This window comes from Acidobacteriota bacterium (assembly GCA_040754075.1).
Classification (GTDB): Bacteria; Acidobacteriota; Blastocatellia; order UBA7656; family UBA7656; genus JBFMDH01.
This window is the reverse complement of the sequence record JBFMDH010000006.1, coordinates 113448-127684: the sequence shown is the minus strand read 5'-3', so window position 1 is coordinate 127684 and position 14237 is coordinate 113448. Positions and strand designations below refer to the sequence as shown.

Genomic DNA, 14237 nt, shown 5'->3' with positions numbered 1-14237 from the left:
TCGGCAAATTCTTGTGGGATGTTTTGATTTATTTGAATTGACCGAGGCGTTTAAGAATTTTGTAAATGTCTATTATCATGCTTAACAAGCCTAAAATTAAGCCGACAATAAACCAAAGAGGAGTGGTTTCGTAGCGTTTATCTGCTAACCAGCCAAGATAGGCTGGAACGCCGATCATCCAGGGAATTGCAAAGGCAAGCCCGACGGTGGTCAACGCTTGCCGCCAATCGATATCATCTTTCGGTTTCTCTTCATCATCTGCCATCGGTTTACTGCTTATTTTGCAGATGAACGCATCGGCTCATCCGACTCGTCATCTTTACTTTCGGTTTCGGTCGCGTCCTTCTTTTCATAAATGTAAGTCTTCGGTTCCGCTCCCGCTTTTTGTGTCAAATCAATCAACCGCTGCGGGAAGATGCCGATTAACAGGACGAGAATTGCCGCAACCCCCAGCGCAACCCTGAGCGGCATTGCCGCAGCTATCGGCGCGCTCTCTTTGCCTTCATCAATATACATCGCGCGAATGAAACGAAGATAGTAATAAAGTGACACCGCGCTCATCAGCACCGCAAGGATTGCCAGACGCACAAGCCAGGGGTTGCCGGTTTCAATAAGCCCGGCAAACAGATAGAACTTGCCGATGAACCCCGCGGTCGGCGGAATGCCGCCAAGCGATAACAGAAAGATCGTCATCATCACCGTGAGCCACGGCGATTTTTTGATGAGTCCGTTGAGGTCTTCCATCTGGTCGCCAATCACCCCTTGACGGCGCAGCGCGATGATGCACCCGAAAACCCCCAGGTTCATTAACGTGTAAATGAACAGATAAATCACAAACCCGGTGTAGCCCGTGCGATTGCCGGCAATCATACCGAGCAACGTGTAGCCCGCGTGTGAAATCGATGAATAAGCGAGCAATCGTTTAGTGTTGTTTTGCGTCAGCGCCGCAAGATTTCCCCAGACGATAGTGATGGCAGCGACCACGCTCATCAACGCCCACCAGCCGGGAAGCCCCGGAATATTATTTGCGGCATTGCCCGCAATCGCGCCGCGAATATCCGATAAGCCATAAAGGAAGATGCGCCCGAACATGGCGAAACTTGCGGCTTTCACAGCAACCGACATGAACGCTGTGACCGACGTCGGCGCGCCTTCGTAAGCGTCGGGTGCCCACATATGAAAAGGCACTGCTGCAACTTTAAAGAACATCCCGGCTGCCATCAAAATCATGGACATCAACACCAGATAACGCATATCGGCAACCGTGCCGAGCGGCGCATAACTTTTACTGATAACCGTCGGCAGCGCGGCGGCGATGTTGGCAAGGTTGGTGGTGCCGGTCATGCCGTAGACCAGTGAAATGCCATAGAGCAGAATGCCGGATGAAAATGCGCCAAGTAGAAAATATTTCATTGCCGCTTCATTCGATTTTTCGCTACGGCGCAAATAACCGACCAGGATGTAAATCGAAATCGCCATCAGTTCAAGGGCGATAAACAGACTGAGTAAATCCGCGCCCGATGCCATAAACATCATGCCAACTACGGAAAACAGAATCAGCGAATAATATTCGCCGCGTTGCTCGCCTTCTTCGTCGAGATAGCGAATCGACAGCAAAATAGAGATGATGGCTCCGATGATGAATATCACTTTGAAAACGAAGCCATAGGTATCAATGACAATCATGTCAAAGAAACCTTTGCGCGCGCCGCCCTGGGATAAGACATCTGCGTAGAGAAGGATTAACGAGACCAGCGACACGCCCAATCCGCCAAGGCTCAACCACGCGACGGCGCGTTTTTGCCCGCGCGGCAACAACACATCGAGAACCAGCGCGCCGCAAGCGAAGAGAATCAAAATCACTTCGGGCATGAGCAACTGTGTGGTTTGTTTGGCGATGGCTGAGAGATCAACCGTTGTTTGTAGAAGTGCTAAGATCATGGTTTTTCTTTTGTAAGAAAGGCGGTAAATGCCGCCCTGTCGTGCTGCGTTATATCGAGAGAACCCGCCCGCTAACCAGGGGTGGTACAAACTCTCAGACGATTAATGCGACTCACCGGCTTTGGGCGCAACTTTTTCTTCTTCGCCGGTTTGCCCTTCCATTTTTTCTTTTGCCACCGCAGGTTGAGCAGCCGGTTTGAAATAGTCCGGGTAAACTTGCGCGACCACCGCTTCGGTTTGCGGATTGATGAAATCGAGCACCGGTTTCGGATAGATGCCGATGAAGAAAATCAAAAAGATGAGCGGCGCAAATTGCCACGCTTCACGCGCATTCATATCCGGTAACTCCCGGTTGTGGTCGTTTTTCACTTCGCCGAAAAACACCCGTTGATAGAGCCACAGCATATACGCCGCGCCTAAAATAATGCCGACTGTGGCAAGCGCGCCCCAGTAAACATTGGCTTCAAACGCGCCTCTTAAAACCAAAAACTCGCCGATGAAATTGTTCATCAATGGCAAACCAAGTGAGGACAGCGTAACGATTAAAAAGATCGTCGAATAGGTCGGCATCACGCTTGCCAGTCCGCCGAATTCGGCAATCTCATAAGTGTGGCGGCGTTCGTACAAAATACCCGCAAGCATGAAGAGCGCGCCGGTTGAAATGCCGTGATTGATCATCTGCATCACCGCGCCATTGATGCCGTTCGGGTTCAAGGCAAACAGTCCGAGCATCACAAAGCCCAGGTGCGAGACGGACGAATAAGCGACCAATTTCTTCACATCTTTTTGCGCCATTGCGACCAGCGCGCCGTAAATGATGCCGACAATCGCCAGCACAATCACCCACGCTCTGACCGTCGGATGGGTTGCGGCATCGGGAAATATCGGCAAGGAAAATCGCATAAAACCGTAAGTTCCCATCTTCAGCAACACCCCCGCCAGAATAACTGACCCGGCAGTCGGCGCGTCATAGTGGGCGTCCGGCAACCAGGTGTGGAAGGGAAACATCGGCACCTTAATCGCAAAGGAAATGGCAAACCCTAAAAACATCCAGATAACCACGCTCACGCCATAAACCGTTTTGATGTGTGGCCCGATTGCCGTCAGCGCCGCAATGTTAAACGACGAGCGGACATGACTTGTGGGCAGGGATTTTTTGCCGCTTGCATCCGAGGGGTCTATGCCTTGTGCGCGCTTGAGGGCATCCTCAACCATCTTCATCATGCCATCATTAACTCTGCCGGTCGCCTGATTGGTGGCGTATTGCATAGCGGTTACTCGCGTCGGTTCAAGTTGCGCTTTTACGACTTCGGGAAACACGAAATAGAGTTTTAAAACCGCAAGCAACATCAGCACGGAACCGACCAGTGTGTAGAGGAAAAATTTGATTGCCGAATAGAGGCGATTTTTGCCGCCCCAGATGCCAATCAGAAAGTACATCGGCACCAGCATCACTTCCCAGAAGATGAAAAACAGGAACAGGTCTGCCGCAACGAACGCGCCAATCATGCCGGTCTGCAACAACAAGAGCATGATGTAGTATTCTTTCTCGCGCCCTTTTTCGCGTATATAAGACCACGAACAGACCGCCGCAATCACGCCGAGCAAGGTCGTTAAAATAATCAACGTCACCGTGAGTCCGTCGACGCCGAGTTGATAACGCGCGCCGATCAGTGGAATCCAGTCGTAATCTTCGATGAATTGTAACCCACCAAGCCCTTTGTCATAGCCTGTGATGATGGGGATAGAGATTAAAAAGCAAAGCCCCATCCAGATATTGGCAAACCAGCGAATCGCATCGTTTTTCGATTTGTTGAAAAAGAGCAGAATGATTGCGCCGATGGTCGGCAGCCAGGTCGTTAATGAAAGAATGTTCTTCATGCCATCTCCTGAGAGAGAATAGATTTATGGATAACCACAGAGGCACCGAGACACAGAGAAGAAATTATATTTTTATCTCTGTGCCTCGGTGTCTCTGTGGTAAAAACTTTTACTTCCCAAATAAAGCTCTAAAGGTCGTTGATATTGCCGGGAAAACATAAAATCCCAGAATAATCAAAACGCCAAGCGCGAACACCAGCGCGTAATTTTGCCAGAATCCGGTCTGCACGGTTCTCAGAACAATCGAACCGGCTTTCGATGTCCAGCCGGTGGCGTTCACTAATAAATCAACCACATACTTGTCCCAGAGGTTGCTGATGCGCGCCCAGATGCGCGTCAGCGCCCCCGCGCCGTTGACACCACCGTCAACGACTGCCGCATCAACTTTCCAGAGCGCGTTGTTTACGGACTTGCCTGCTTCGACGCCTTTTACATCCAGCAGCCAGTCCCAATACCACTTATTGAAACTGAGTTTGTAGAGCGGTTGTAAACGCTTCGTCCACTCTTCGGCAAGTTGCGGTCTGTTCAAATAAAATTGTCGCGCCAGATAGATGCCAATAACGGCTACGGCAACCGATACAATCATCAGCCCCACCTCAAGCCCGAAACTGCCATGCGCAGCTTCCGCTCCGTGCGGTTTATCCATCACCGGTTCAAGCCAATGCTCGAAGGCGCTGTAGTGCGGAATGCCCAGAAGTCCGACGAAAGTCGAAAAGAACGCCAGCACAATGAGCGGCACAGTCATGCTCTGCGGCGATTCGTGCGGTTCAAATGTGCCGTGATGACCATGCCCATCATGTCCGTGCGCTGAATGCGCATCAGGGTTTTTTCTAAATCGCTCTTCGCCTTCAAAGGTCAGCGTCATCAACCGCGTCATATAGAAGGCAGTGATGCCAGCAGTAATCAAGCCGATAATCCATAAAACTTTTGCGCCGCCGAAGATGTGCGAATTGAAGGTGCTCCAGAGAATTTCGTCTTTCGAGAAGAAGCCTGCCCAAATCGGAATGCCGCAAATCGCCAACCATCCCATCAGCATGGTTTTGTAGGTCGTGGGCATATATTTTTTCAAACCGCCCATTTTCGGCATCTCCTGTTCATGATGCATGCCGTGAATCACTGAACCGGAGCCGAGGAAAAGCAGGGCTTTGAAAAAGGCGTGTGTGAAGACGTGGAAAATTGCCGCAATGAATGCGCCGACGCCTGCGCCTAAGAACATATAGCCGAGTTGCGAGACCGTCGAATAAGCCAGCACTTTTTTAATGTCGGTTTGCGTGATGCCGATGGTTGCCGCAACCAGTGCCGTCGCGCAGCCGACGATGGCAACGACCGCCATCATTGTCCCGGAGCGTTGAAAAATAAAATTGGTGCGCGTCACCATAAACACGCCTGCCGTCACCATCGTTGCCGCATGAATCAGCGCCGATACGGGCGTGGGACCTGCCATTGCATCCGGCAACCAGATATAGAGCGGAATCTGCGCGCTCTTACCGGTCGCGCCGATAAACAGTCCAAGCGCCAGCCAACTCATCAGTCCAAATGCGCCAAACGCTTCCACATGATAGGCGCTTGCCACGCGCGCCATCTCATCGAATTGCAAAGTGCCGAAAGTGGCAAACGCCCCCATAATTGCCAGCGCAAAACCGAAATCGCCGATGCGGTTGACGACGAAAGCCTTCTTTGCAGCGTCGCCCGCTTCCTGTTTATTGATGTAGTAACCGATGAGCAGATACGAACAAAGCCCTACGCCTTCCCAGCCGATGAACATAATCATGAAGTTCGACCCCATCACCAGCAGAAGCATCATGAACATAAACAGATTGAGGTAAGCGAAAAAGCGATAAAATCCGGTGTCGCCGTGCATATACCCGGTGGCAAAGACGTGAATCAAAAAACCAACAAAGGTGACGACGAACATCATCACCAGCGACAGTTGGTCAATTTGATAGCTCCACTCGATGTTGAAATTCGCAAGCTTTCCCGCTTCTTCACCTTGCGTTTGATGGGCGCGACCGCCGGGCATCCAGGTGAAGCCAAAGCCGCCTTCGCGACTCGTCACATAAGGCTTGGTTTCATTCTGCGGATTGAAGTTGTACTTGTAGTCAAAAAACGCCCCAATGGTCAGCAACAGCGACAACAGAATGACGCCGCAGGCAATTACAGAGACAGCCTTTTCGCTGAGGGCAAGCTTTTTGCCGAGAATGAAATTGATTAAAAAGCCGATGAGGGGTAAGACGGGTATAAGCCAAACGAGTTTTAACATATTTCCAAGTGATGAGTAATGAGTAATGAGTAATGAGTAAGTTGTGGGCTATCCACTCATCACTCATCACTCATTACTCATTACTTGCTAGTTACCATTTCAATAAATCAATTTCGTCAACCTCGACGGTTTCGCGATTGCGGAAAAGCGAGATGACGATACCTAGTCCGACTGCGGCTTCGGCAGCGGCAACGACGATGATGAAAATTGTAAAGACCTGCCCGGAAAGCGGATTCGGGTCAAGCCCCATCTTCTTTAATGCATCCGGGTTCAATTGAAAATAGCGCGAGAAGGCAATCAAATTGAGATTGACCGCATTCAATATCAGTTCAATGGACATGAAAATGATGATGATATTGCGCCGCGACAAAACACCTGCAATGCCGACGACAAATAACAGAAAACTGAGCATCAGAAAATTGACCAGCGTCGGTTCAAAACGTTTGAGGAATGGTTCGTTTTGTTGAGCTTGAGTTTGGATAAATGCTAAGAATCCGAATGCGCTTAACAGAAGATGGGTCACAGCGTTCTCCTCAATGAATCAAAAATGAGCGAATGAAAATCGAATCAATTAATGCGGCGAAGGAAAATTGCGAATCAATTATGCTCGCTCTCTTGTTTGGTGCCGCGTGCGAGCAACACCGCGCCAACCATCGCGACGAGTAACAACACCGAAGCGATTTCAAAAGGCAGCGCAGCTTCTTTATAAAGCGCCTGACCGACATCCTGAGTGTCGGTGGAAATTGCCTGACCGGCACCGGCTTGGGTGCGTTCGGTGGCTTCGTCCTGTTTACTCTGGGTTTCCTGCGCGGCTTCGATTGACGGACGAAATGCCGGTTGCGCCGGATGCATGGCGAAAAAGAATCCGCCCGCAAGCAGCAAGGCAATGACCACGGCGCTCCACATCTGCCCGGTGTAGAGTTTGATTTTCGCCTCTTCTTCGGCGCGGGTCTGCACCAGCATAATGACGAACAGGAACAAAACCATCACGCCGCCGACATAAACCAGTATCTGCACACCGGCGACGAATTCAGAGCGCAGCAGAATAAACAGCAAGGCGATGTTGACCAGCGTGCCGATTAAAAAAAGCGCCGAATGTACAGCGATGCGCGCCGACACCACCAGCACACCCATAATCAGCGTCGAAAACGCCAGTACATAAAAGAGAACTGCTTCCCATCCGTGTAGTTGCATCCATTCTCCGGGAGTCTGGAGTCTGGCGTCTGGCGTCGGGAGTCAGAATTTAGGAAAACGATAAAGTCGGAACGATGAACTGAAAGAATAATTTAATTGTTCATACCTCATCATTCATACTTCACTTTTCTTTATTTTGACTCCAGACTCCAGACTCCAGACTCTGGACTACTTATTATATTTCACATACTTCACGCCCTTTTCGAGCATTTCTCTATCCCAGCGGAAACCTGAACGGTGATAAACCGCAAGCTCGAAGCTTTGCGTCAGTTCCAGACAATCGGTCGGGCAGGCTTCCGAACAGAGATTGCAAAACATACAACGCGAGGTGTCGAAGAAAAAGGTGGTGAGCACTTTTTTCTTGTTCACCTTTTCGCCGTCACGCACTTCGCGACGGGTCGAGTTGACGGTGATGCAATCAACCGGGCACGCCAGCGCGCACAGGTCGCAGGCAATACACAATGTGCCGCCGGTTTCCGGGTCGAGGTTGAGACGCGGCGCGCCGCGAAACCGCTCGGATACGCGAGCCGGTTCGAGCGGATACTGCTCGGTGTAAATCGCCTGATTGGGATTGCCGCCTTCGCGTTTTTCATACAAGGCGCGAAGATTATATTTAAAGGTCACTGCCAGACCTTTGAATAAATCAATCAAAAGCAGCCGTTTGATGGCATTCGTAAAAGTTCGCCTTCTTCCCGGCACTGATGTGACTGTCATAATTCACCTACTACAAATTTATTAGGACAAATTCAATATGGTTTAACGCCATTGATTGTGCGGTCAAAGACCACTCGCTAAATAGTCAATCGCTTTCTCACCAGGTCGCGGTCAAAGACCGCTGGTTGAACCTAAGACGATTTTCAATTCGATTCGGCGGGCGACTGCGCTTCGATTTTCTTCAGCCGTTCGCGCCGCAAAGCGATTTGCAACTGTCGCTGTTCATCTAAATTGAAATCCGGCGAATGGCGATTGATGTATGCGAGTATCGCCCACGACACCGGAATGGTGATTAAAAAACCGGTGACAATAAAGAAAACTTTTCCCGCGCCGGTTGGCGTCAACCGCCCGTTGACTTCGTGCATGAAATCAAAAAATCCACCGCGCGATTTCGGCATTGCCAGCACATATAAAATTCCCGTGAGGACGATGTTCACCAACCCTGCCGGAATCATCCATTTCCAACCGAGTTCCATCAACTGATCGTAACGATAACGCGGCCACGTCCAGCGGAACCACATATAAGCGTAAATCAACGCCATGACTTTTGCGGCAAAAACCAGGACGCTGGCAATCACATAGATATTCGGGTCTTTAATCAAATCCAATCCTGGAAACGACCAGCCGCCTAAAAAGAGTGTAACCGCAATTGCCGACGTGACAATCATCGCGGTGTATTCCGCCATAAAAAACAGCGCCCAGCGAAAGCCCGAATACTCCGTGTGATAACCGGCGACGAGTTCGGATTCGGCTTCGGGTAAATCGAATGGCGCGCGGTTGGTTTCGCCAAGCGCGCTGATGATATAAACCAGAAAGCCGAGCGGTTGAAAAAGAAAATACCAGATGCCATCGGCGCGTTGGGCTTCAATGATGCCGTTCATCGACAGGGTGCGGGCAAACATCAATGCCCCGATGATTGAAAGTCCCATGCCGATTTCATAGCTCACCATCTGTGCCGATGAACGAAGCGCCCCAAGCAATGAATATTTTGAATTCGATGACCAACCGGCAAGCACTAAACCAAGCACCCCGACCGAGGACACCGCGAGAATGAACAGCAAGCCGATGTTGACGTTGGCAATTGTTGCCCAAGCCGCGCCCCAGGGAATGACCGCCAGCACAACGAGTGCCGCGGCGACCGAAATAATCGGCGCGAGTTGGAAAATCGCTTTGTCGGCTTTAATCGGAATGATGTCTTCTTTGAGTAAGAGTTTGAGTCCGTCGGCAGCCGGTTGCAATAGTCCCCAAGGACCAACGCGCATCGGCCCGAGTCGCGCCTGCATGAATGCCGATACCTTACGCTCGACATAAACCAGATAAGCCACCAGCGTCAGAATGATGAAAAGCACAACAATAATTTGAACGAGCGGCCAGACGACATATTCAGCCCAGAAAACATTGGGCAATTTTTCGCCTGTCAGATTTCTCACCCATTCCGGCGCAACAAACAACGTTATAGTTAGGAGTGCTTGCATAGTTCTTCAGTGATCAGTGATGAGTAAAGAATGACGAGCGATAACTCATCACTCATTACTGAAATTACCTGTCAACTTCGCCCAGAACGATGTCAATCGTTCCGATGATTGCCACAACATCTGCGACCAGATGCCCGATGGACATCTTCTTCAACGCTTGCAGATTAATAAATGAAGGCGGACGAATACGCATGCGATAGGGTTTACCGGTTCCATCGCTCACCAGATAAACGCCGATTTCACCTTTCGGCGCTTCAATCGAATGATACACTTCGCCAACCGGCGGTTTGATAATCTTGGGCACCTTCGCCATCACCGGTCCCTCCGGCAATCCATTCAATGCCTGTTCAATGATAAGCAGCGATTGCCTGAGTTCAGCCATGCGGCAAAGATAACGGTCATAGGTGTCGCCGTTTTCGCCAATCGGAACTTCAAAATCGAATTCGGAATACGCCGAGTAGGGATTGGCTTTGCGAATGTCATATTTGACCCCCGACCCGCGCAGCACAGGACCCGTCAAACTGTAATTGATCGCGTCTTCGGCAGAGATATGTCCGATGCCGACCGTGCGCGACAGCCAGATGCGATTGGTGTTCAACAGGGTTTCGTATTCATCAATGCGACCGGGCATCATCTGAATAAAGGCGCGCACCCGCTCAACAAATTCCGGGTAAGCATCCCACCACAAACCACCGATGCGAAACGCATGCGCCGTTAAGCGCGCGCCGATGAAATCTTCAAAGATTTTCAAAATCTCTTCGCGCTCGCGGAAACAATAAAGCAGCACAGTGACTGCGCCAATATCAATGGCGTGGGTGCCAAGCCACAGCAGATGCGAAGCAATGCGTTGCAGTTCGGTTAAAATCACCCGCAAATACTGAGCGCGACGCGGCACTTCGACCTGCAACAATTTCTCGACGGCTTCGACATAAACCAGGTCGTTTGAAACCGCGGCAACGTAATCGAGCCGATCCCAGTAAGGGGTAATCATCTGATAGGTGCAATTTTCGGCAATCTTTTCAACGCCTCTGTGCAGGTAGCCGACATCGCAATCAAGGTCGGTGACGGTCTCGCCATCAAGCTTTAAAATGACGCGCAACACGCCGTGCGTCGAAGGGTGTTGCGGTCCCATATTCAACACCATCTCTTCGGTGTCGAGTAACGTTTCGTGTGGTTTGGTTACTTCGATGGATTGCATATTGATGAGTCCGCAGTTTGTAGCCCGTAGCCCGTAGCAGAAATCTGAACTACGGACTATGGGCTACAAACTAAAATCTATTTATCGGCGTTCTGCATAACGCACATTAATCAAACTGGTATCGTAATCGACCTCGCGATATTCGATGTGTTTATCCGTCCACTCATTGTCGCGATATTCAATCGGATATTCTTTGCGAAGCGGAAAGCCGGGCCAATCTTCCGGCAGTAGGATGCGGCGCATATCCGGGTGTCCGCTGAATTTGACGCCGAACATATCGTAGGCTTCGCGCTCCATCCAATTTGCCCCTTCCCAAATATCCGTGACGCTCGGCGCATCTTCGCCATCGGCAACCGCGGTCTTCACGCGCAACCGTTGATTTTTCGTCGTTGAATAAAGCTGCGCGACAATATCGAACTCTTCACCGGCTTTTGCCGGATAATGCATGGCGGTTAAATCCGCGAGCATATCGAACTCGCTGTCCGGGTCATCATGCAAAAACTCAAGCAATTCGTGATAAGTCGCTTTTTTAACACGGACAATTTTCTGTCCGTAAGTTGCGACCGCTTCTGAAATGGCATCACCGAATTTAGCTTTAATTTTATCAATAAACGGATCGTCGGTAATCTCAACCGTAACGACCGGCCCTTTTTTTGCGGGCGGCGCGGGCGGTTTGTGTCCACCTGCGGCGGCAGCCGTCGGCGTGGCTTTGGGCGGCGCGGGCGGACGCGGCGGCGGTGCAGGTTTTGCGGGCGCTTCAGCTTTAGGGGGTTCGGGTTTTGTTGATACTTCAGCAGGCGCTTCAGGTTTTGTCTGAGTTTCGGTTGAGGGTGTGTCAACCGGCTTGGCATCGACGGGTTTATCGGCTTCCGCTGATGACTCAACGTTGGCAGTTTCGGTGAGTTTGGCGTCTGGCGATTTGGCTGCGGCTTCTGTAGAAGCCGGAACCGCTTCCGGTTTAGGCGGTTCTTCCGTCTGAGGCGTGTCTTGAGTTGCGTTAGGGTCTTTGGTTTCGTCTGACATTTTCAACCCCGCACTTGCGCATTTTAAGAGAGCGTCAACGCGCAGAAATTCTTACTCGTAAACTTTCGATTATTGAGTATTGCTGCTGGAAAAAACTATATGCTTACTTGACGGGATTGCTTTTAGCACACGCTTGAAAGCATTGTCAATCGTGGCTTAGGAAAACGCTTTGTTAATAAAGATGACGGATGCCTGGCAGCGATAAAATCGGCTATTTGAAGGGAAAATAAGCAAATTCAGAGAGGACGAAGAGCCGTCGTTCAAGGGTGGGTGAGGTTGATTTCGATTACTTGATGGCGGTTGAAATCAATTGCGGGAAGCCGTCAGCTCAACCAGCGCAACGTGCCCGGAACCATATTGAGTTCCCAGGCGCTCAATTTTTCGTTAAACCATTTTCGGTAAATCGCGATATAGCGACGACCATCCTGCGTTCCGGTTACGGTCATAAATTCCATCATTGCCTCCTGAACAACTTGCGATAGTTGATTCGCAAGCCAGTGTGAGGCTCTGTTATACGCCAGCCGTTGCTTCATTCAATTGTTCAGGTTTGAAAATGTAGAGCGCTTTGGGCTTGCGTGACAAAGCCACATAAATCAGCGAATCAATCAGATTGACGCTTGAAACCACACCGGGTCCGAAACTGGTTTCAACATTTTCGCCCGGCACAAATGACGCGATGTTTTTTTGTATATTGGAAATCGAATTGTTCATAATCAATCCCCCATACTCCTTTCAAGAATTACATCTCTTAGAAGGTTGATTATATTCCTGAGTTGTTAAGACAGCGTTAAAGGGAGATAAAAATATTTTGAATAAGCGCTTTGCTCAGGGGGAGTCGAGCATGTAAGTAAGCCACAGTAGGTCAGCGTCGCCCCCGTGACCCTAACCCGCTGTGGCTCATTGAAAGTGCTTCTGTCGCTTCCCTAAGTTAGCAGCAATCTGCGTCGCCCCCGTGACCCCGATTGCTGCATACTTTCGAGATACGCTGTTTCATTTGGCAAGGCTCGTGCCAAAGGCTCAGCCCTGTTTGGGTAAGCCTAAATTATTAAAAATAAAAGCCTGCACTGCGCCTTCCCCAAATCGGTGTAACAAAAACTGGAATAACCGGGCTGACAAATGCCGTCAGGTAAGCATCCGCGAATTCAAAATAAACTATACAAACAGTGGCGACCTTGCGGAATTTATCAGGCGATTACTTCAGGAGAGTTTAATCATGCGGTATTTTTCCAGGCGGTCAACGAAGGCAAGCAGCGCCAGCCGCGCATCATCTTCGCCAACATCAAAGCGTTCACAGGTAATCAACACCAGGTCGTCAAGCGACACGCTGTGGACTTCTTCGAGCAATTTCCAAAGCAATGACCCGGTGCGATTCAGGCTGTAGGTGGATTTCGTCTCTTTATTAAGTAAGATGCCCGTGCCATCATCAAGCGGCGTGAAAACAGTTGCAATGGATTTATTGATTTGCATCGGATTAAAAAATAATCGCTGCCACCGAGTCCTTGCAAGTTCATTTTAAAGTGCAGCCGATGCAAAATAGTTGGCGGTCTACAAACGCCAACGCGCACAAACTCCGACACCGAAGCTTATGCGCGTTGCAAGAAAATTGAATTTGGCAAATTAAAATGTGCTGTCCAGGAGGCGCGATGCCAGTTCGGCGCGTCCGCGAACCCCTGCCTTTTGATAAACCTTATCCAGATGTTTATTGACCGTTTCGACGCTGATTTTGAGATAATCGGCAATCTCCAGATTCTTTTTGCCGCGCAGGCATTCAACAGCGACTTGCGCCTCGCGTTCGGTAAGCGACCAACTCTGGCGCAGGTGTTCTTCATAGTTCGACCATCTGGACGCCAGTCGTTTGACCACACAGAGCAGGAAACAATCGGCTCCAAGCATGCCTTTGGGCAATAACGAGAATACGAATTCATGTTCGACGCGCCCGACCGTCGCATCATAGATTTTTGAACTGCCGCGATGATTGCCTGAAAAATCCGCGCCATCGAGGTCTTGATAAAAGTCCGAAGCGAATTCAATGACGGCAGCCACCAACAGATGACCTTCGCGATTATCAACCAGAAGTTTGTCAAACGCGCGGTTGCGCCAGAGCAACTGTCCCTCTTCATTGAGTAAGAGTGCGCCTTCGTTGATTTCGTCAAGGATATTAGCCAGTGAGGAGAACCGCTCTCCTTGTTGAAAAAATGGCGGTGGTTCGACGGGCACAGAGACAAAAGAACTTTGAGCGAGCATAGATATTTTCCTTGATTCCTGTTCTACTAATGAAGAGGTCGCAATCCGTTCATTCCCTTCAGGCACAAAAACCTCAGCAATCATTAGCAAAGAGACGATTCATAAGGGGCAGGAACATCAGGGAAAAAAAGGAGATAATTTTTAGCCCTGCTTTTATAAAATTCCGGGACTATTTGTAGCTTCGAGCCTTTTATAATTTAGGCTTTTAACCTTGTCAACACTTATAATTTTTCAGCTTTTATTCTTTGAGAAGCCGCAGGCTCATTCAGGATAACTTAGCAAGTTGGTTGGCTCATCAGCCGAAGGT

14 protein-coding genes are annotated in these 14237 nt (G+C 49.9%); all 14 read right to left on the bottom strand.

Features of this window, described 5'->3' with window-relative positions:
* Positions 1-28: 28 nt before the first annotated feature.
* Positions 29-265, bottom strand: coding sequence for an AtpZ/AtpI family protein (locus AB1757_08750; GenBank protein ID MEW6127114.1), 237 nt, complete (start codon positions 263-265; stop codon positions 29-31).
* A gap of 11 nt (positions 266-276) precedes the next feature.
* Complete coding sequence (locus tag AB1757_08745) at positions 277-1941, bottom strand: NADH-quinone oxidoreductase subunit N (protein MEW6127113.1); 1665 nt, start codon at positions 1939-1941, stop codon at positions 277-279.
* 102 nt (positions 1942-2043) lie between these two features.
* Entirely contained in the window at positions 2044-3822 is a 1779-nt protein-coding gene (locus AB1757_08740) for an NADH-quinone oxidoreductase subunit M (GenBank protein ID MEW6127112.1), read from the bottom strand.
* A 109-nt stretch (positions 3823-3931) separates the two neighbouring features.
* The gene (gene nuoL / locus AB1757_08735; GenBank protein ID MEW6127111.1) at positions 3932-6082 is read right to left on the bottom strand and encodes an NADH-quinone oxidoreductase subunit L; all 2151 of its coding nucleotides are present in this window, start codon (positions 6080-6082) and stop codon (positions 3932-3934) included.
* Between the two features lie 91 nt (positions 6083-6173).
* Positions 6174-6509, bottom strand: a complete 336-nt coding sequence (gene nuoK, locus AB1757_08730) for an NADH-quinone oxidoreductase subunit NuoK (GenBank protein ID MEW6127110.1) — start codon at positions 6507-6509, stop codon at positions 6174-6176.
* A gap of 170 nt (positions 6510-6679) precedes the next feature.
* Positions 6680-7276 (bottom strand): NADH-quinone oxidoreductase subunit J, encoded by a 597-nt coding sequence (locus tag AB1757_08725; protein MEW6127109.1) that lies wholly within the window; start codon positions 7274-7276, stop codon positions 6680-6682.
* A 168-nt stretch (positions 7277-7444) separates the two neighbouring features.
* Positions 7445-7990 carry an NADH-quinone oxidoreductase subunit I gene (locus AB1757_08720; GenBank protein MEW6127108.1) on the bottom strand — a complete coding sequence of 182 codons (546 nt, stop codon included), beginning with the start codon at positions 7988-7990 and terminating at the stop codon, positions 7445-7447.
* Between the two features lie 143 nt (positions 7991-8133).
* Positions 8134-9465: an NADH-quinone oxidoreductase subunit NuoH gene (gene nuoH, locus AB1757_08715; GenBank protein ID MEW6127107.1), complete on the bottom strand. Its 1332-nt coding sequence runs from the start codon at positions 9463-9465 to the stop codon at positions 8134-8136.
* A gap of 64 nt (positions 9466-9529) precedes the next feature.
* Complete coding sequence (locus AB1757_08710; protein MEW6127106.1) at positions 9530-10663, bottom strand: NADH-quinone oxidoreductase subunit D; 1134 nt, start codon at positions 10661-10663, stop codon at positions 9530-9532.
* Positions 10664-10744: 81 nt separating this feature from the next.
* A complete protein-coding gene (locus AB1757_08705) occupies positions 10745-11686 on the bottom strand; it encodes an NADH-quinone oxidoreductase subunit C (protein ID MEW6127105.1) in 942 nt (313 codons plus the stop codon).
* 323 nt (positions 11687-12009) lie between these two features.
* Complete coding sequence (locus AB1757_08700; protein ID MEW6127104.1) at positions 12010-12144, bottom strand: hypothetical protein; 135 nt, start codon at positions 12142-12144, stop codon at positions 12010-12012.
* 52 nt (positions 12145-12196) lie between these two features.
* Positions 12197-12397, bottom strand: coding sequence for a hypothetical protein (locus AB1757_08695; GenBank protein MEW6127103.1), 201 nt, complete (start codon positions 12395-12397; stop codon positions 12197-12199).
* A gap of 486 nt (positions 12398-12883) precedes the next feature.
* The gene (locus tag AB1757_08690; GenBank protein ID MEW6127102.1) at positions 12884-13153 is read right to left on the bottom strand and encodes a PqqD family protein; all 270 of its coding nucleotides are present in this window, start codon (positions 13151-13153) and stop codon (positions 12884-12886) included.
* Positions 13154-13303: 150 nt separating this feature from the next.
* Positions 13304-13930, bottom strand: coding sequence for a helix-turn-helix transcriptional regulator (locus AB1757_08685; GenBank protein MEW6127101.1), 627 nt, complete (start codon positions 13928-13930; stop codon positions 13304-13306).
* Between the last annotated feature and the right edge of the window lie 307 nt (positions 13931-14237).

Excerpts from the sequence above, each read along its gene's own strand:
- AB1757_08750 (MEW6127114.1), bottom strand. The coding sequence starts at position 265 with ATGGCAGATGATGAAGAGAAACCGAAAGATGATATCGATTGGCGGCAA.
- AB1757_08745 (MEW6127113.1), bottom strand. The coding sequence starts at position 1,941 with ATGATCTTAGCACTTCTACAAACAACGGTTGATCTCTCAGCCATCGCC.
- AB1757_08740 (MEW6127112.1), bottom strand. The coding sequence starts at position 3,822 with ATGAAGAACATTCTTTCATTAACGACCTGGCTGCCGACCATCGGCGCA.
- nuoL (MEW6127111.1), bottom strand. The coding sequence starts at position 6,082 with ATGTTAAAACTCGTTTGGCTTATACCCGTCTTACCCCTCATCGGCTTT.
- AB1757_08725 (MEW6127109.1), bottom strand. The coding sequence starts at position 7,276 with ATGCAACTACACGGATGGGAAGCAGTTCTCTTTTATGTACTGGCGTTT.
- AB1757_08720 (MEW6127108.1), bottom strand. The coding sequence starts at position 7,990 with ATGACAGTCACATCAGTGCCGGGAAGAAGGCGAACTTTTACGAATGCC.
- nuoH (MEW6127107.1), bottom strand. The coding sequence starts at position 9,465 with ATGCAAGCACTCCTAACTATAACGTTGTTTGTTGCGCCGGAATGGGTG.
- AB1757_08710 (MEW6127106.1), bottom strand. The coding sequence starts at position 10,663 with ATGCAATCCATCGAAGTAACCAAACCACACGAAACGTTACTCGACACC.
- AB1757_08705 (MEW6127105.1), bottom strand. The coding sequence starts at position 11,686 with ATGTCAGACGAAACCAAAGACCCTAACGCAACTCAAGACACGCCTCAG.
- AB1757_08700 (MEW6127104.1), bottom strand. The coding sequence starts at position 12,144 with ATGATGGAATTTATGACCGTAACCGGAACGCAGGATGGTCGTCGCTAT.
- AB1757_08695 (MEW6127103.1), bottom strand. The coding sequence starts at position 12,397 with ATGAACAATTCGATTTCCAATATACAAAAAAACATCGCGTCATTTGTG.
- AB1757_08690 (MEW6127102.1), bottom strand. The coding sequence starts at position 13,153 with ATGCAAATCAATAAATCCATTGCAACTGTTTTCACGCCGCTTGATGAT.
- AB1757_08685 (MEW6127101.1), bottom strand. The coding sequence starts at position 13,930 with ATGCTCGCTCAAAGTTCTTTTGTCTCTGTGCCCGTCGAACCACCGCCA.